Raw genomic sequence first — 17577 nt, forward strand, 5'->3', positions numbered from 1 at the left:
CTGGGCCGCATGCTGCTACTGACGCTGTTGGCGGTGCTGATGGCCCAAACGCTGTCCAGCGTGATCTGGCTGTCGCAATTGCGGGCCACCCAGATGGAAGGACTGGTGACCAGCGCACGCAGCCTGGCGTATTCGATGGCCGCCAGCGTCAGTTACTTCCGTTCCCTGCCACTGGCCTATCGCCCTCTGGTGCTGGATCAATTGCGCAGCATGGGCGGGACGCGCTTCGTGGTGTCGCTCAACGATCACCCGCTGGACATGCAGATCCTGCAGCCCACGCCGCGCAAGCAGGCCGTTCTCGATGTGGTGGGTCAGGTGTTGCGTCAGCATCTGGGCAACGATCCGGACATCGCCGTGTGGTTCGTCAAGCCTGACGACCTGCGGATCTTCAACAGTGGTCTCAAGCTTGATGAACTGCCGCGTTCCTGGGCGCATTACGCGTTGACCCTGGAGCCGGTCAACCCGCCGGTGCTGGTCACGCAGATCGAAATGGCACCGGGCGAATGGTTCTACATCGCCTCGTTGCTGCCCGAGCCTTATACCACCCTGGAAGATCAGGACCTGCCCGTTCAGCAGGTCTGGTTCATCGGCCTGACCAGCGCGTTTCTGCTGTTGTTCATCGGGCTGCTGGTGCATTGGCAAAGTCGGCCGCTCAAGCGCCTGGCGCGTGCAGCGCGGGACATGTCGCTGGGCGCGGATGTCGAGCCGGTGGTGGAGGGCGGCGGCAGCGAAGTGGTCGAAGTCAGCCGTGCGTTCAACGCCATGCGCACCCGAATCAGCCGTTATCTTACCGAGCGCGGTCAGCTGTTCAGCGCCATTTCCCACGACCTGCGCACGCCCATTACCCGACTGCGGTTGCGGGTCGAACTGCTGGAAGACGAGCAACTGCAATACAAGTTCGGTCGCGACCTGGATGAGCTGGAGCTGCTGGTCAAGGGCGCGCTGCAATGCGTCAAGGACACCGATATCCATGAAAACATCGAGCAGGTGGACCTCAACGTACTGCTCGACTGCCTCGTCGAACCCTACCTGCGTCCGGATGGGGAAGGGCGTGTCACCCAGACCGGCGCAGCGCTGTCGTGCTATCCCGGCAAGCCGCTGGCGTTGCGTCGCTGCATTGGCAACTTGATCGACAACGCCCTCAAGTACGGTGATCGCGCGCACCTCAAGGTCGAGGACAACGCGCTGGCCTTCGTGCTGCATGTCGATGACGAAGGGCCGGGTGTGCCCGAACAACGGCTGGAGCATGTGTTCGAGCCACATTTTCGTCTGGCGGGCAGTCATCAGCAGGGCTATGGCCTGGGCTTGGGCATCGCTCGCAACATTGCGCACAGTCATGGCGGCGAGGTGAGCCTGCAAAACCTTCGCGAGGGCGGGCTGCGCGTCACGCTGTACCTGCCCCGAACCGTCGAATGATCACGAATGTAACCATCCTGTGACATTTGCGCATCCCTTCGTTACCGTCCTCGCGATTCGCTTGGTTAGACTCCAACGAAGCGCAAGCATCAGACTTGCTCATGCATAACAACAAGAAAGGTCAATTCGATGAATTCAATGTCACGCCTCGCCGTTGTCATCTCCCTCGCCTCCCTGTTCCCGCTGAGCGCTCATGCTGCTGATGCCAAAGGCACGGTAGAAGTCGTGCACTGGTGGACTTCGGGTGGCGAAAAAGCTGCGGTCGATGTCCTGAAAGCGCAAGTTGAAAAAGACGGTTTCACCTGGAAAGACGGTGCCGTCGCCGGTGGTGGCGGTTCCACTGCCATGACCGTGCTCAAAAGCCGCGCCGTTGCCGGCAACCCGCCCGGCGTTGCCCAGATCAAAGGTCCGGACATCCAGGAATGGGCGTCTACCGGTCTGCTCGACACTGACGCGCTGAAAGACGTCGCCAAGGCAGAAAAGTGGGATTCGCTGCTGGACAAGAAAGTCTCCGATACCGTGAAGTACGACGGTGATTACGTGGCCGTGCCGGTGAACATCCACCGCGTCAACTGGCTGTGGATCAACCCTGAAGTCTTCAAGAAAGCTGGCATCGAGAAAGCACCCACCACCCTCGAAGAGTTCTACGCCGCTGGCGACAAGCTCAGGAAAGCCGGCTTCATCCCGCTTGCCCACGGCGGTCAGCCTTGGCAGGACAGCACCGTGTTCGAAGCGGTCGTGATGTCGGTTATGGGCGCCGATGGTTACAAGAAAGCCCTGGTGGATCTGGACAAGGATGCGCTGACCGGCGAAGGCATGGTCAAGTCGCTTACCGAACTCAAGAAAGTCGCGACCTACATGGACGCTGACGGCAAGGGTCAGGACTGGAACCTGGAAGCGGCCAAGGTCATTAACGGCAAGGCCGGCATGCAGATCATGGGTGACTGGGCCAAGAGCGAATGGACCGCCGCCAAGAAAGTCGCGGGCAAGGACTACCAGTGCGTAGCCTTCCCGGGCACCGACAAGGCGTTCACCTACAACATCGACTCGCTGGCCGTCTTCAAGCAGAAAGACAAGGGCACCACCGCGGCCCAGCAGGACCTGGCCAAAGTAGCGATGGGTGAGGACTTCCAGAAAGTCTTCAGCATCAACAAAGGCTCGATCCCGGTTCGCGAAGACATGCTCAATGACATGGCCAAATACGGCTTCGATTCCTGCGCTCAAACCGCAGCCAAGGACTTCCTGGCGGATTCGAAAACCGGCGGCCTGCAGCCGAGTATGGCCCACAACATGGCCACGTCGCTGGCAGTACAGGGCGCGTTCTTTGATGTGATCACCAATTACATCAACAACCCGTCTGCCGATCCGGCCGCGACCGCCAAGCAGTTGGCTACCGCCGTCAAGTCAGCCCAGTAATCCGTATCACCTGACGTACCGCTGCAGTCAGCACGGGTGGAATCGAACCTCGATTCCACCCGTGCCTGTGGCCTGAATTCGATACACCGAATGGGATACTCCCGATGAGCTCTGTCGCTGTGTTCAGCAAAGCCTCGCCACTGGATACATTGCAACGCTGGCTACCGAAACTGGTGCTGGCGCCAAGCATGTTCATCGTGTTGGTTGGTTTCTATGGTTACATCCTGTGGACGTTTGTCCTCTCGTTCACCAACTCGACGTTCCTGCCGTCCTACAAGTGGGTCGGCCTGGCGCAATACGCGCGCCTGATGGACAACGACCGCTGGTGGGTCGCGAGCAAGAACCTGGCGGTGTTCGGTGGCATGTTCATCGGCATCAGTCTGGTGATCGGTGTTTTTCTCGCCATCCTGCTGGACCAGCGCATCCGCCGCGAAGGCGCGATCCGCACCATTTATCTGTACCCGATGGCGCTCTCGATGATCGTCACCGGTACGGCCTGGAAGTGGCTGCTCAACCCGGGCCTGGGCCTGGACAAGATGCTGCGCGACTGGGGCTGGGAAGGCTTTCGCCTGGACTGGCTGATCGATCCTGACCGCGTGGTTTACTGCCTGGTGATCGCTGCCGTCTGGCAGTCTTCGGGCTTTGTGATGGCGCTGTTTCTGGCGGGCCTGCGTGGCGTCGATCAGTCGATCATACGTGCCGCACAGATGGATGGCGCGAGTCTGCCGATGATCTATTGGCGCGTAGTGCTGCCAAGCCTGCGTCCGGTGTTCTTCAGTGCCGTGATGATCCTGGCGCACATCGCCATCAAGAGCTTTGACCTGGTGGCAGCGATGACTGCCGGGGGTCCTGGTTACTCCTCGGACCTGCCCGCGATGTTCATGTATTCCTTCACCTTCAGCCGTGGCCAGATGGGCATGGGTTCGGCGAGTGCGATTCTGATGCTCGGCGCGATCCTGGCGATTCTGGTGCCGTACCTGTACTCCGAGCTGAGGACCAAGCGCAATGACTAGTCTTGTAGGCAAACCAGGCATCAGCCTCAGCCGCGTGGTGATTCACGCCGTGCTGCTGCTGGCCTGTCTGATTTATCTGGTTCCACTGGTGGTCATGCTGTTCACCAGCTTCAAGACCCCCGAGGACATCGGCACCGGCAACCTGTTGAGCTGGCCGAGCGTTGTCACCGTGATTGGCTGGGTCAAGGCCTGGGACATCGTCGATGGCTACTTCTGGAACTCGCTGCGCATCACGGTTCCGGCGGTGATCATCTCCACCGCCATTGGCGCACTCAACGGCTACGTGTTGTCGATGTGGAAATTCCGCGGTTCGCAACTGTTCTTCGGTTTGCTGCTGTTCGGCTGCTTCCTGCCGTTCCAGACCGTCCTGCTGCCAGCGTCCTTCACGCTGGGCAAGATGGGGCTGGCCAACACCACCACCGGGTTGGTGTTCGTTCACGTGGTCTACGGCCTGGCGTTCACCACGCTGTTCTTCCGTAACTACTACGTGAGCGTGCCGGATGCACTGGTTCGGGCTGCACGTCTGGATGGCGCCGGGTTCTTCACTATCTTCGGCCGCATCATTCTGCCGATGTCGACGCCCATCGTGATGGTGTGTCTGATCTGGCAGTTCACCCAGATATGGAACGACTTCCTGTTCGGTGTCGTGTTCTCCAGTGGCGAATCGCAGCCCATCACCGTGGCGCTGAACAACCTGGTCAACACCAGCACCGGGGCCAAGGAATACAACGTTGACATGGCGGCGGCGATGATCGCCGGGCTGCCGACACTGCTGGTGTACGTACTGGCTGGCAAGTATTTCCTGCGTGGGCTTACAGCCGGCGCGGTCAAGGGGTAATCATGGCGACTCTCGAGCTACGCAACGTCAACAAGACATACGGCGCCAACCTGCCGGACACGCTGAAAAACATCGAACTGTCGATCAAGGATGGCGAATTCCTGATCCTGGTCGGTCCGTCCGGTTGTGGCAAATCCACGCTGATGAACTGCATCGCCGGTCTGGAAAACATCAGCGGCGGGGCGATTCTGATCGATGGCGAAGACGTCAGCGGCACCAGCCCCAAGGACCGTGACATCGCGATGGTGTTTCAGTCCTACGCGCTGTACCCGACCATGAGCGTGAAGGAGAACATCGCGTTCGGTCTCAAGATCCGCAAGATGGCGCCTGCCGCCATCGAAGAGGAAGTGGCTCGGGTTTCCAAGCTGCTGCAGATCGAACATTTGCTCAATCGCAAGCCGGGCCAGTTGTCCGGTGGTCAGCAACAGCGCGTGGCGATGGGCCGTGCTCTGGCGCGCCGACCGAAGATCTACCTGTTCGACGAGCCGCTGTCCAACCTCGACGCCAAGCTGCGTGTCGAGATGCGCACCGAAATGAAACTGATGCACCAGCGCCTGAAAACCACCACCGTCTACGTGACTCACGATCAGATCGAGGCCATGACACTGGGCGACAAGGTTGCGGTCATGAAGGACGGTATCGTCCAGCAGTTCGGCACGCCCAAGCAGATCTACAACGACCCTGCGAACCTGTTCGTGGCCAGCTTCATCGGCTCGCCGCCGATGAACTTCATTCCGCTGCGTCTGCAACGCCAGGACGGTCGTCTGATTGCGCTGCTCGATAGCGGTCAGGCTCGCTGTGAACTGCCGGTTGGCGTCAGCGACGCTGGGCTTGAGGATCGGGAAATCATTCTGGGCATCCGTCCGGAGCAGATTACCCTGGCGACCGGCGAACCTACCGCATTGCCGACCATTCGCGCCGAAGTTCAGGTCACTGAGCCCACCGGGCCGGATACGCTTGTGTTCGTCACGCTCAATCAGAGTAAAGTCTGCTGCCGCCTTGCGCCGGACGTTGCGCCGCAGGTGGGTGAAAGCCTGACCCTGCAGTTCGATCCGTCCAAGGTGCTGTTGTTCGACGCCAAGAGCGGCGAGCGTCTGGGCGTGTTGGGAAATCAGCCGTCGGCTGAGCGTGTGAACAATGTTTCCCAGTTGAGCCGCAAGTGATAGCTTGATCCACCCGAGCATGGCTGGCGGGTCGCCTTTAGCCTGGGCAAGCGATCCACCAGCGAACACGAAGCAGTGAATGTAAGACGTAAACCAAAGCTAATAACAATAAAACGAGGATTGATGGGATGAAGAAGATCAAAAAGGCTAAATCGCATTCCCGGCTGCAGTTGGTAGGCAAGCTGTCCGTTATTGGTGCAATGAGCCTGGCAGGTAGCGCTCATGCGGCAGATGCGTTTTCTCAAGATTCACAGTGGATGACCGGTGACTGGGGCGGAAAACGCACCGAGCTGCTCGATAAGGGTTACGATTTCTCGCTTGAGTACGTGTCCGAGATGGCCAGCAACATCAAGGGCGGCTACAACGACGACAAGACCGGCCGGTACAGCGACCAGTTCGCACTGGGCATGAAAGTCGATCTGGAAAAGGTACTGGGCTGGAACGACGCCGAATTCAAACTGGCGATCACCGAGCGTAGTGGCCGTAACATTTCCAACGACCGCATCGGCGATCCTCGCGCCGGCACGCTCAGCTCCTCGCAGGAAGTCTGGGGCCGTGGTCAGACCTGGCGTCTGACGCAAATGTGGATCAAGCAGAAGTACTTCGACGGCGCGCTGGACGTCAAGGCCGGTCGTTTCGGTCCGGGCGAAGACTTCAACAGTTTCCCGTGCGATTTCCAGAACCTGTCGTTCTGCGGCTCGCAGGTCGGCAACTACGTGAACACCTGGTACAACTGGCCAATCAGTCAGTGGGCCTTGCGCGTGAAGTACAACATTACGCCTGAAGTGTATGCGCAGGTGGGTGTGTACGAGCAGAACCCGTCGAACCTGGAAACCGGCAACGGCTTCAAGCTCAGCGGCAGCGGTACCCAGGGCATGATCCTGCCGGTAGAACTGGTCTGGACACCGTCCTTCAATGCGTTGCCGGGCGAATACCGTGTCGGTTACTACAAGAGCACGCCTAACGCCGACGACGTCTATAAAGACGTCAACGGTCAGCCACAAGCGGCGACCGGCGCTGCGTTCAAGTCTCACGACAGCAAGCACGGCTGGTGGGTCGTGGCTCAGCAACAGCTGACTGCCCACAACGGCGATGCTTCGCGTGGTCTGAGCATCTTCGCCAACGCGACGGTGCATGACAAGGCGACCAACTTCGTCGACAACTACCAGCAGATCGGTTTCACCTACAAGGGTCCGTTCGATTCCCGTCCGAAGGATGACATCGGCATCGGCTTCGCCCGTATCCACGTGAACGATGATGTTCAGGATCGTCGCCGTCTGCAGAACCAGATCAACAACATCGACGACTACGACAACCCGAGCTTCCTGCCGGTACAGCAGACCGAATACAACTCCGAGATCTACTACGGCTTCCACGTCACCAACTGGCTGACCGTGCGTCCCAACCTGCAATACGTCAAGCACCCGGGTGGTGTGGACAAGGTTGACGATGCCATCGTGGCCGGTCTGAAGATTCAGTCGAAGTTCTGATTCAGGGCTTATGTGAATCATGATTGACGCATAGAGCGATCAAGGGTCGTGTGTGCTTTGCGGGCAGCCTGGCTGCCCGTTTTTTATGGGTTCGATTTTCTTTTTTTTCAGGACGCGATGGGCGATGACTTCCGACGACGCGCAGATTCCCGAGCATCCCCTGCAACGCTTCTTCAGGTCCCGACGCGCCCGGCCGACGTTCGAATGGGAGCGCCATCAACTGCGTGATGTGTTGGTGATCGATCACCCGCAGTGTCAGGCGGTTTTCAGTCGGCAGGGCGCGCAGCTCCTGCATTTTCAGCCCCGCGATCAAAAACCCTGGCTCTGGTGCGCAGCGCAATGGCCACAGGTGGGGGCGATTCGGGGTGGGGTGCCGGTCTGTTGGCCCTGGTACGGTCGCCATCCCGGTGAAAGCGGCTGGCCTGCTCATGGCTGGGGACGACTGCTGGACTGGAAGCTGATCGACACCGGCGAAAGCGAGGCGGGGGTGAGCCTGCATTGGCGTTTGCAGCTCTGGGACTGGCAGGTCGACCTGCATGCCGAACTGGGGCAAGGGATGGAACTGAGCCTGAGCACCTGCCATGAAGACAGCGAGCCGTGCCATTTCAGTCACGCGTTGCATGCGTACTGGCGGATCAGCGACGTTGCCGAAGTGGCGCTGCAAGGGCTGGACGGTGCGCAGGGCTACGACGAACTCAGGCGTCAGGCGTGCCGGCAGCACGGCGAGTTGCGGGTGGCTGGCGGCTGCCAGCGAGTCTTCGAGCATGAAGGTGCGTTGCAGCTTCAGGACCCTGCCTGGGCACGGCAGTTGAACATCGACACAGGCGACAGCGCCAATACCGTGGTCTGGCACCCCGGCAGCAGACCGTTGCTGGGGGTGTGCGGCAGCGAGACGGCAGGTTTTGTGCGCGTGGAGGCGGCATCAGGCAGTGGCGACAGCTTCAGCCTTGCGCCAGGGCAGCAGGCGCATTTGAAACTGCAGGCGCAGATGGCGTATTGAGCGTTCACTCACGAATGTGACGCAGAGCGTCACAGGCGGCATGCCCACGCAGAGCGGTGGGCACGATCAGGCTCTCATCGTTATTGATCGTTCCTCACGCTTCGCGTGGGAATACCTCTCGGGACGCTCCGCGTACGCTTTTCTGGCGGGTACTCAGCCCTGATCTTCAACCGGGTAACGGCTGTCGTTCAGGCTTTCCTTGATCTTGCGCAGGTGCGGCTGGAAATCCACACCACGGCGCAGGGTCATGCCGGTGGCCAGCACATCGAGCACGGTGAGCTGGATAATCCGCGACGTCATCGGCATGTAGATGTCGGTGTCTTCCGGCAGAGGAATGTTCAGGCTGACCGTACTGGCTTGTGCCAATGGCGAGCCGGCGGCGGTCAGGCCCAGCACGGACGCGCCGTTGGCCCGTGCGATACGCGCCACTTCCACCAGTTCGCGGGTGCGGCCGGTGTAGGAAATGATCACGAACAGCTCACCGGTGTGCGCCACCGACGCGATCATGCGTTGCATCAGTACGTCGGCGTGGGCGGTGACCGCCAGATTGAAGCGGAAAAACTTGTGTTGTGCATCAAGTGCCACAGGCGCCGAAGCCCCGAGGCCGAAGAAGTGGATCTGACGCGCCTGAATCAACATGTCTACCGACTTGCTGATCAGCGCCGGGTCCAGTTGCTGACAGGCGCTGTCCAGAGACGCGATGGCGCTGCCGAAAATCTTCTGGGTGTAGGCTTCAGGATTGTCATCGGCCTCCACCGCACGGCTTACATAAGCCGCGCCACTGGCCAGACTCTGCGCCAGTTGCAGCTTGAGCTCGGGGTAACCACTGACATTGAACGAGCGGCAGAAACGGTTGACGGTCGGCTCGCTGACCTTGGCTGCCTGTGCCAAAGCGGCAATGCTCAATCGCGTCGCCATCTGCGGGTTGAGCAGAATCACTTCGGCCACCTTGCGTTCGGCCTTGTTCAGCTCATCGAGTCGGCCCTGGATGTGCTCCAGGAGGTTTCTAGTGCGGTCCATTCAAAGTCCTTGTCGGGGCTGATTCACCAACGGTTTTCGCTCGAGCTTTTATTAGCCCTTTAGCCTGTAGCAAAGGTGGCCTATCGTACTGAGGGCCTGTGTTGATCACCACTGGAATATGCTTTTAGGCAGAATGTTGTGGTTATTACTACATATGGCCTTGAGTAACGCCTTTAAAAAAGGTATTTGTAGCCTAACTTGATAAAAGAACCAACATTATGCCCTTGATTACGGTTGAACCGTGCACATTTGCCCTGTTTGGTGCCCTGGGGGACCTGGCGGTACGTAAGCTGTTCCCCGCTCTTTATCAGCTTGACCGCGCTGGATTGCTGCATGAAGACACGAAAATTCTTGCTCTGGCACGCGAGCCGGGTGACGACGCGTCGCATCTGGCCTACATCGAACAATCCATGCGTCGCTTCATTGCCGAAGCGCAGCTTGAAGACGAACACGTCACCCGTTTCCTGGCACGCCTTAGCTACCTGCACGTCGATTTCCTCAAAGCCGAGGACTATGTTGCACTGGCTGAGCGCGTAGGCGACGCCGAAACCCTGATCGCCTATTTCGCAACGCCTGCCTCCGTGTATGGCGCAATCTGCGAGAACCTGGCGTCGGTCAATCTGGCAGACCGGACCCGCGCGGTGCTGGAAAAACCCATTGGCCACGACCTTGCGTCCTCGCGCCGTGTCAACGATGCCGTTGCGCAGTTCTTCCCGGAAAACCGGGTTTATCGCATCGACCACTATCTGGGCAAGGACACGGTACAGAACCTCATTGCGCTGCGTTTCGCCAACAGCCTGTTCGAGACCCAGTGGAACCAGAATCATATTTCCCACGTGGAAATTACCGTGGCCGAGAAGGTCGGCATCGAGGGCCGTTGGGGCTACTTCGATCAGGCCGGCCAACTGCGTGACATGATTCAGAACCACTTGCTGCAACTGCTCTGCCTGATCGCAATGGACCCGCCGAGCGACCTGTCGGCCGACAGTATTCGTGATGAGAAGGTCAAGGTGCTCAAGGCGCTGGCGCCGTTCACGCCGGAGCGTCTGGCGACCCAGGTGGTCCGCGGCCAGTACACCGGTGGTTACAGCGAAGGCAAGGCGGTGCCCGGTTACCTGGAGGAAGAGAACTCCAACACTCAGAGCGACACCGAAACCTTCGTGGCCCTGCGCGCTGACATTCGCAATTGGCGCTGGTCCGGAACGCCGTTCTACCTGCGCACCGGCAAACGGATGCCGCAAAAGCTGTCGCAGATCGTGATCCACTTCAAAGAGCCGCCGCACTACATCTTTGCGCCGGAGCAACGGTTGCAGATCAGCAACCGCTTGATCATCCGCTTGCAACCGGATGAAGGCATCTCCTTGCAAGTGATGACCAAGGATCAGGGCCTGGACAAGGGCATGCAACTGCGCAGCGGCCCTCTGCAACTGAATTTTTCCGACACCTACCGCAGCGCTCGGGTCCCGGATGCCTACGAGCGGTTGTTGTTGGAAGTCATGCGTGGCAATCAGAACCTGTTTGTCCGCAAAGATGAAATCGAGTACGCGTGGCAGTGGTGTGATCAGTTGATCGCGGGCTGGAAGAAGGCAGGCGATGCGCCCAAGCCTTATACGGCCGGATCCTGGGGACCCATGAGTTCCATTGCCCTCATTACTCGCGACGGGAGATCCTGGTATGGCGATATGTGACCTTGAGCTGCCAGCAGGGCTGGTAGCACGTCAATTCGATAACCCGCAGCAACTGGCCGATGCGCTGGCTGCGAGTGTGGCTGAGCGTCTGAAGGCAGCCATTGGGGAAAACGGCCTGGCGACGCTGGTGGTTTCAGGCGGCCGCAGCCCCGTAGCATTTTTCCAGAGCCTGGCGCAACAGCCGCTGGACTGGAGCAACGTGGTCGTCAGCCTGGCTGATGAGCGCTTCGTGCCGACCGAACATGCCGACAGCAACGCCGGCCTGTTGCAGCGTCACCTGCTGCAAGGCCCGGCGGCCAAGGCCAAATTCCTCGGTTTGTACAACGTGGCGGCGAGCGTTGAAGACGCCGCGCTGGCAGCCGATCAGGCGCTGGCCGAGCTGCCGCCTATCGATGTGCTGATTCTGGGCATGGGCGATGACGGTCACACCGCGTCCCTGTTCCCTGACAGCCCGAACCTTGCCCAAGCCTTGAGCCTGGAAGGCGAGCGGCGTTGCCTGCCGATGCTGGCACCGAGTGTGCCGCATCAACGCCTGACCCTGACCCGACGCCTGCTGGCGTCGGCCAAAACGCCGATTCTCTCGGTGTCCGGGCAGGCCAAACTCGACACCCTGCGCGCGGCGCTGGCAGGCGATGATCTCGCCGAAATGCCGGTCCGTGCCTTTCTAGAACCGTCCCTCGAGATTTACTGGTGCCCATAAGCAAAGGAAACGTCGCCATGACACAGAACGAAAATAATCAGCCGCTCAACAGCATGGCGAACAAGATTGCCCAGATCGACGAACTCTGCGCGAAAGCGAAGATTCTTCCGGTCATCACCATCGCCCGCGATCAGGACGTTCTGCCATTGGCCGACGCCCTGGCCGCAGGCGGCATGACCGCTCTGGAAATTACCCTGCGTTCGGCGTTCGGGCTCAGCGCGATCCGTATCTTGCGTGAGCAGCGCCCAGAACTGTGCGTGGGTGCAGGCACGATCCTGGATCGCACGATGCTGGCCGACGCGCAAGCAGCAGGGTCGCAGTTCATTGTCACTCCTGGCAGCACGCAAGACTTGTTGCAAGCGGCGGTCGACAGCCCGTTGCCCCTGTTGCCAGGCGTGAGCAGCGCGTCGGAAATCATGATCGGCTACGCGATGGGCTATCGCCGCTTCAAGCTGTTTCCTGCCGAAATCAGTGGTGGTGTTGCAGCGATCAAGGCCTTGGGTGGTCCGTTCAACGAAGTCCGTTTTTGCCCTACCGGCGGCGTCAACGAACAGAACCTCAAACACTACATGGCCCTGCCCAACGTCATGTGCGTTGGCGGTACCTGGATGATCGACAACGCCTGGGTCAAGAATGGCGACTGGGGTCGCATTCAGGAAGCGACTGCGCAGGCGTTGGCGTTGTTTGACTGAGCAAGTTTCAGGAGCGTTTGATCGTTGCCACGCTCCTGCGCTCATCGTTATACGCAAATCCTCATGGAGGAATGCAATGCCAGAACGTGGGAGCGGACTTGTCCGCGAATACTGTGTTTCGGACGCAGCACCTTCGTCGGATGTATCCGCTTTTGCGTACAAGCGCTCCTGCTTGGTAACGCCGCTCAGGACGCTCCGCGTCCGCTCTCGGGTGTGACGCAGCTTCACGGGCTGCATGTCTTCGCCCAGCGATGGGCACGCTCAATGCGAGGCCAGGCTTTTGGCCCCGTTCAAAGAAGTTGTTGTTGGTTGTATGGCTTTGCGGTGCGCCCTGGTCCGGCGCACCGTTTTTTTTCGTCCGCTCAAGCACCGCGGTCTTTAAAGGATTGACGCGGGCGGGTGCGGAGGGGGTCCAGAATCTCGCTCAGACCGTTGTGATCAATCTCCTGCATCAGGGCCAGCAAGCCGCCCAGTTCGCCCTTCGGAAACCCTTCACGCGCAAACCAGTTCAGGTAATGGCCTGGCAGGTCGGCGATCAGCCGTCCCTTGTATTTGCCAAAAGGCATTTCCTGGGTGACCAGCAGCTTGAGTTTTTCAGGATTCATGGACGGGACCTTCTGTCGTTTCGCTTGAACCAATACGATACGTGCATTCTGCATGCAGTCCAAAGGGCCGGTCATGCAGAAGTCACGATAAAGTGGTTGTGAAAATTTCGTAAGCTATTGAATTTAAATGGGAAAATTTTTTTAAAAAACTGGCATGACGACTGCAATCTTCTAGGCAGAAGCAACTTTCGTATCAACCTGCCATTAGGAAATTATCAAATGACTGATATCAACAAAGAAACGATCTCTATCCTGAATGACCTGATCGAAACCAGCATCGATGGCGAAGAGGGCTTCAAGACCAGCGCAGAAAATGCGAAAAGCCCACAGGTAAAATCGTTCCTTGCACGTCGCTCGACCGAAGTTGGCGCGGCAGTGCGTGAACTTCAGCAGCACGTGCAACAACTGGGCGGGAAGCCGGAAGATTCGTCCAGCGTATCGGCTGACCTGCACCAGGCATGGGTCAAACTGAAAACCGCTTTCACCAGCAGCGACGACAAGGCTGTTCTGGAAGAAGTAGAGCGCGGCGAAGACGTTGCCAAGAAAGCCTATAGCAAGGCGCTGGAGAAGTCCCGCGAGAAGGGCGTCTCCCCGGCTGTGATCGCTGTGATCGAAAAGCAGTATCAGGGCGTTCTGAAGAACCACGACGAAGTCAAAGCCCTTCGTGACGCAGCCCGCGCAGCCTCGTAATTCGATAGCTTAGCGGTCCTGAAAAAACGCCAGCCCGTCTGGCGTTTTTTTATGCCTGCACGTTTTGTATCGCTGTCTCGACAGGCAAACCCTCAGGCCTGTTGAACCGTACCCATTGCCGTAACACGCAACTCTACGCGGTTACGCCCGTTGTTCTTGGCTTGATAGAGGGCCTTGTCGGCAACGCCGAAAAACGCGGTCAGCTTGTCACCCGACTGAACCCTCTGTGAGGCGACGCCAATACTCACCGTGACGGGCTGTTCATCGCCGGCAAAGGGCGGTATCGATTCGATGGCCTTTCGCAGGTTTTCAGCCAGACTCATCGCGCCTTTACTGTCGGTCTCCGGCAGCACCACGACGAACTCCTCACCGCCGTAGCGTGCAGCCAGATCCCCCGGCCGCCGAATATTGGCTGCAACGGTCTGCGCCACCTTGCGCAGTGCCTGATCGCCGCCCTGATGCCCGTGCCGTTCGTTGAACGCTTTGAAGTGGTCAACATCGATCATCAACAATGACAGCGGTTTACCCGAACGCTGCGCGCGCGCCCATTCGATTTCCATCGTCGTATCGAGCTGGCGTCGGTTGTCCAGGCCGGTGAGGCCGTCGGTTGCGGCCAGGCAGGCCAGTTTGTCTTCGGCACGGTGGCGCCTGCGCAATTCGCGACACAGCAAACCGGTCAGCCAAAGAATGCCGAGGCAGAGCACGCTGGTTGCCGAACCCACCAGCCAGGCGTTGCGTTGCCAGACCGCAAATACTTCTTCTTCGGCCTGGCCGACCACGACGAGCAATGGCAGGTTTCCAACGCGCGAAAAAGTATAAAGGCGGACGGCGTTCAACTGCGTCGACCAAGCCAGAAAGCTGCCTTCGCCTTCCCTCAACATGCGTTGAAAATTGACGGTATGGCTGTAATCCCTGCCCACCAGCTCTTCACCCTCTTTGTCGGGATAGCGCACGATGAGAATGCCGTGAGTGTTGATCAAGTTGATGCTGCTGTCTTTGCCCAGTTTCTGGCTCATGAACAACTGTTTGAAATACACCAGGCGCATCGCCGCACTCGCAATACCGCGAAACTCGCCATTGGGCCCTGACAGGCGTCGGCTGAAGCTGATGCACCAGTCCTTGTAACCCCAACGGGTTTTATAGGGCGCACTGACGTGTAATTCCAGAGAAGGATCGTTCGCGTGTTCTTTGAAATAAGAACGGTCGGAAAAGTTATCGTTGCGCGGCATCACCGATAAGGAGTCCGCTACTATCCCCCCTCCGTTGTCGAGCAGCACCAGATCACCTTTGTAGGGCGCTGCAGTGGAGCGGTCGAACAGTACCAGTTGACGCAACTCAGGCGACAGACCCTTCAGGTCAGGGCGCTGCCAGGCTTTTATCATGCCTTGCAGGGAAGAATCATAGAGCTCTGCATTGCGCATCACGTCGGCGTCGATCAACTGCACCATATTGGATGCCGTACGGGCGGCTGACAGCGCGGTGTCGGTGCGTTCGCGAACGAGCAATGACGCGACGATGGCCAGAATCGAAATGACCGACAGCGAACTGCCGAAAATAAGCATGAGCTCTGGTCGGGACCAAGAGGCGGAGTGGGTGGATGCAGACCACATCATCGGGTACTACCTGCAAACGAACGGTTCTTGATAATTGATTGGGCTAATTAACTTTTTAGGGTGTTGTGATCGGCGCATATATAACACGCCTGTCGCGGGCTTAATAAGAGCGTCCGGGGAATAAAGAATGTTTTTTTATATGAAATGCAAAGCGTCAAATAGTAAGCGTCAATAATAGACCCTTGTTCTCTGAATGGCTCAGCGGGGAAGAGTGATGCCGAAGGTATTGATGCCCTGTTCGCTATTCACAAATACCGAGCCGCCATGCATCAGGGCAATGGCTTTGACGATGGCCAGCCCCAGGCCATGATTGGCGCCGCTGTTGCTACGCGATGCATCGACCCGATAAAAGCGCTCGAACAGTCGGGGCAGATGCTCTTGCGCAATGGGCGCCCCCGGGTTGGCGACGCCGATAGTGACGTGATCCTCCAGCGACCGGATATTCACCTGAATGTATTCGCCTGCCTCGGTGTGCTGCACGGCGTTATGTAACAGGTTGATCAATGCGCGGCGCAGATGAGCCTTTTCAATCGGTACGCTGGCGTCACCTTCGACCTGTACCTGAACCTGTGCGTCTTCCAGTATGAAATCCAGATAATCCAGCGTGGTGGCGACTTCTTCGGCCAGCGACGCGTGAGTCAGCTCTTGAGCCTTGGTTCCCTGATCGGCACTGGCCAGAAACAGCATGTCATTGATGATGGAGCGCAGGCGTTCCAGCTCTTCGAGGTTGGATTGCAGCACCTCGAAATAGTGTTCGGCGGAACGGCCTCGGGTCAGGGCGACCTGGGTCTGGCCGATCAGGTTGGTCAGGGGCGAGCGCAGTTCGTGGGCGACATCGGCGTTGAACGATTCCAGCCGCGAATACGCCTGCTCGACGCGCTCCAGTGTCGAGTTGAACGAGGCCACGAACTGTTCCAGCTCCGGCGGCAGTGGCGACAATTGCAGACGTCCGGAAAGCCGTGGCGGGGCGAGCTTCTGGACTTCGAGCGACAGACTCCTCAACGGCCGCAGACCAATGCGCGCAACCCAGTAGCCCAGCGCCGAAGCCAACAAAATGCCCAGTGCCGCAAAGCCGACCAGCGCCACCAGCAGCGCATGCTGGGTGTGCCAGAACGTTTCGGTGTCGATGGCGGTGAGAAAACGCAGGGCAGGGCGCTGATCCTTCGGCGCGAACTCGCTGACCAGAACTTTGAACGCAAACGGATGATCGACCAGTTTCAGGTCGTGCATGCCCAGAGGGCCTTGAGCGAACGTGCGAATGTCCGCGTCGGGTTGGCCAAATTCGTAGGCGGGATCGTCACTCACGACCCAAAACCGCAGGCGTTTGTCTTCCTCGCTGAGCAAGGTGAGCTTGGTCTTGATCTTGGTCCAGTGTTCCGGTGTGCCGTAACGATTGACCGCCGATTCCAGCACGCTGTAACGCGCGTCCACTTCAGCGCGCGGCAGCAGGTCCAGGCTCCTGTCGACTTGCAGGTACAGCGCCCAGCCGATCAGCAGAAAGACGCCCAGCGCGACGAGCGCAAACAGGCCGCCCAGGCGCAGGGCAATCGAATCAATCCGCACGGCGGCTCTCCAGCACGTAGCCCATGCCGCGGATGGTGTGCAGCAACTTCTGCTCGTGCGGGCCATCGAGTTTGGCGCGCAGGCGTTTGATCGCGACTTCGACCACATTGGTGTCGCTGTCAAAGTTGATGTCCCAGACCATCTCGGCAATGGCGGTCTTGGACAGAATGTCCCCTTGGCGTCGTGCCAGCACGCTCAGCAGGGAAAACTCCTTGGCGGTCAGTTCCAGACGTGTACCGGCGCGGGTAGCCTTGCGGCTGATCAGGTCGATCCATAAGTCGGCGATGCTGATTTGCACAGGCTCATGACCGCCACTGCGTCGGGTCAGCGCCTGCAGGCGCGCCACCAGTTCAAGAAACGAGAACGGCTTGCCCAGATAATCGTCGGCGCCTTCACGCAGCCCACGAACGCGGTCGTCGACCTGCTCGCGGGCAGTGAGCATGATCACCGGCGTCTGCTTGCGTGCCCGCAAGGCACGCAATACGCCGAAGCCGTCGAGACCCGGCAGCATGACGTCAAGCACCATGACCGCATAATCGTTTTCCAGGCCCAGGTGCAGCCCTTCGATGCCGTCGCGGGCCACGTCCACGGCGTAACCCTGTTCGGTGAGGCCGCGCCGCAGGTAATCCGCAGTTTTTTCTTCGTCTTCTATGATCAGCACGCGCATGAA

The 17577-nt window shown here is 59.0% G+C and carries 16 protein-coding genes; 11 read left to right on the top strand and 5 right to left on the bottom strand.

Annotated features, from left to right (window positions below; all coding sequences use genetic code 11):
• Positions 1–9 precede the first annotated feature (9 nt).
• The 7 genes from ALP40_RS13640 (at position 10) to ALP40_RS13670 (ending at position 8336) form a co-directional block, all read left to right on the top strand.
• Positions 10–1416, top strand: coding sequence for an ATP-binding protein (locus ALP40_RS13640; RefSeq protein ID WP_147478324.1), 1407 nt, complete (start codon positions 10–12; stop codon positions 1414–1416).
• 129 nt (positions 1417–1545) lie between these two features.
• Complete coding sequence (locus ALP40_RS13645) at positions 1546–2832, top strand: ABC transporter substrate-binding protein (protein ID WP_122208788.1); 1287 nt, start codon at positions 1546–1548, stop codon at positions 2830–2832.
• A gap of 104 nt (positions 2833–2936) precedes the next feature.
• Positions 2937–3845, top strand: a complete 909-nt coding sequence (locus ALP40_RS13650; RefSeq protein ID WP_004878565.1) for a carbohydrate ABC transporter permease — start codon at positions 2937–2939, stop codon at positions 3843–3845.
• Positions 3838–4683, top strand: a complete 846-nt coding sequence (locus tag ALP40_RS13655) for a carbohydrate ABC transporter permease (protein ID WP_025995015.1) — start codon at positions 3838–3840, stop codon at positions 4681–4683. Before ALP40_RS13650 ends, ALP40_RS13655 begins: the two co-directional genes overlap by 8 nt.
• Before the next feature lie 2 nt (positions 4684–4685).
• The gene (locus tag ALP40_RS13660; protein ID WP_122208789.1) at positions 4686–5846 is read left to right on the top strand and encodes an ABC transporter ATP-binding protein; all 1161 of its coding nucleotides are present in this window, start codon (positions 4686–4688) and stop codon (positions 5844–5846) included.
• A 128-nt stretch (positions 5847–5974) separates the two neighbouring features.
• Positions 5975–7336, top strand: a complete 1362-nt coding sequence (locus ALP40_RS13665) for a carbohydrate porin (protein ID WP_122208790.1) — start codon at positions 5975–5977, stop codon at positions 7334–7336.
• 124 nt (positions 7337–7460) lie between these two features.
• The gene (locus ALP40_RS13670) at positions 7461–8336 is read left to right on the top strand and encodes a D-hexose-6-phosphate mutarotase (protein WP_122208791.1); all 876 of its coding nucleotides are present in this window, start codon (positions 7461–7463) and stop codon (positions 8334–8336) included.
• Between the two features lie 153 nt (positions 8337–8489).
• Here the strand turns inward: ALP40_RS13670 and ALP40_RS13675 are convergent, their stop codons facing one another.
• Positions 8490–9356: a MurR/RpiR family transcriptional regulator gene (locus ALP40_RS13675; RefSeq protein ID WP_122208792.1), complete on the bottom strand. Its 867-nt coding sequence runs from the start codon at positions 9354–9356 to the stop codon at positions 8490–8492.
• A 218-nt stretch (positions 9357–9574) separates the two neighbouring features.
• On the opposite strand from ALP40_RS13675, the gene zwf reads away from it, so the two are divergent.
• From zwf to ALP40_RS13690, 3 genes are read left to right on the top strand one after another with little or no spacing between them, the layout of a single operon-like run.
• Positions 9575–11044: a glucose-6-phosphate dehydrogenase gene (gene zwf / locus ALP40_RS13680; protein WP_122208793.1), complete on the top strand. Its 1470-nt coding sequence runs from the start codon at positions 9575–9577 to the stop codon at positions 11042–11044.
• Entirely contained in the window at positions 11031–11744 is a 714-nt protein-coding gene (pgl, locus tag ALP40_RS13685; protein ID WP_122208794.1) for a 6-phosphogluconolactonase, read from the top strand. The genes zwf and pgl overlap by 14 nt, the downstream gene beginning before the upstream one ends.
• 17 nt (positions 11745–11761) lie before the next feature.
• Entirely contained in the window at positions 11762–12436 is a 675-nt protein-coding gene (locus ALP40_RS13690) for a bifunctional 4-hydroxy-2-oxoglutarate aldolase/2-dehydro-3-deoxy-phosphogluconate aldolase (protein ID WP_122208795.1), read from the top strand.
• A 362-nt stretch (positions 12437–12798) separates the two neighbouring features.
• Here the strand turns inward: ALP40_RS13690 and ALP40_RS13695 are convergent, their stop codons facing one another.
• Positions 12799–13041 carry a DUF3820 family protein gene (locus tag ALP40_RS13695; RefSeq protein WP_122208946.1) on the bottom strand — a complete coding sequence of 81 codons (243 nt, stop codon included), beginning with the start codon at positions 13039–13041 and terminating at the stop codon, positions 12799–12801.
• 219 nt (positions 13042–13260) lie between these two features.
• Between ALP40_RS13695 and ALP40_RS13700 the strand changes: the two genes are divergently transcribed.
• Positions 13261–13731, top strand: a complete 471-nt coding sequence (locus ALP40_RS13700) for a PA2169 family four-helix-bundle protein (protein ID WP_025995021.1) — start codon at positions 13261–13263, stop codon at positions 13729–13731.
• A 92-nt stretch (positions 13732–13823) separates the two neighbouring features.
• On the opposite strand, the gene ALP40_RS13705 is transcribed toward ALP40_RS13700, so the two are convergent.
• The 3 genes from ALP40_RS13705 to ALP40_RS13715 all read right to left on the bottom strand — a co-directional run bounded on the left by ALP40_RS13705 (position 13824) and on the right by ALP40_RS13715 (position 17574).
• A complete protein-coding gene (locus ALP40_RS13705) occupies positions 13824–15344 on the bottom strand; it encodes a sensor domain-containing diguanylate cyclase (protein ID WP_122208796.1) in 1521 nt (506 codons plus the stop codon).
• 198 nt (positions 15345–15542) lie between these two features.
• Entirely contained in the window at positions 15543–16907 is a 1365-nt protein-coding gene (locus tag ALP40_RS13710) for a heavy metal sensor histidine kinase (protein ID WP_122208797.1), read from the bottom strand.
• Positions 16897–17574 carry a heavy metal response regulator transcription factor gene (locus ALP40_RS13715; RefSeq protein ID WP_122208798.1) on the bottom strand — a complete coding sequence of 226 codons (678 nt, stop codon included), beginning with the start codon at positions 17572–17574 and terminating at the stop codon, positions 16897–16899. Before ALP40_RS13715 ends, ALP40_RS13710 begins: the two co-directional genes overlap by 11 nt.
• Between the last annotated feature and the right edge of the window lie 3 nt (positions 17575–17577).

It is taken from the genome of Pseudomonas viridiflava, assembly GCF_003702045.1.
In the GTDB taxonomy this organism is placed as follows: Bacteria; Pseudomonadota; Gammaproteobacteria; order Pseudomonadales; family Pseudomonadaceae; genus Aquipseudomonas; species Aquipseudomonas viridiflava_C.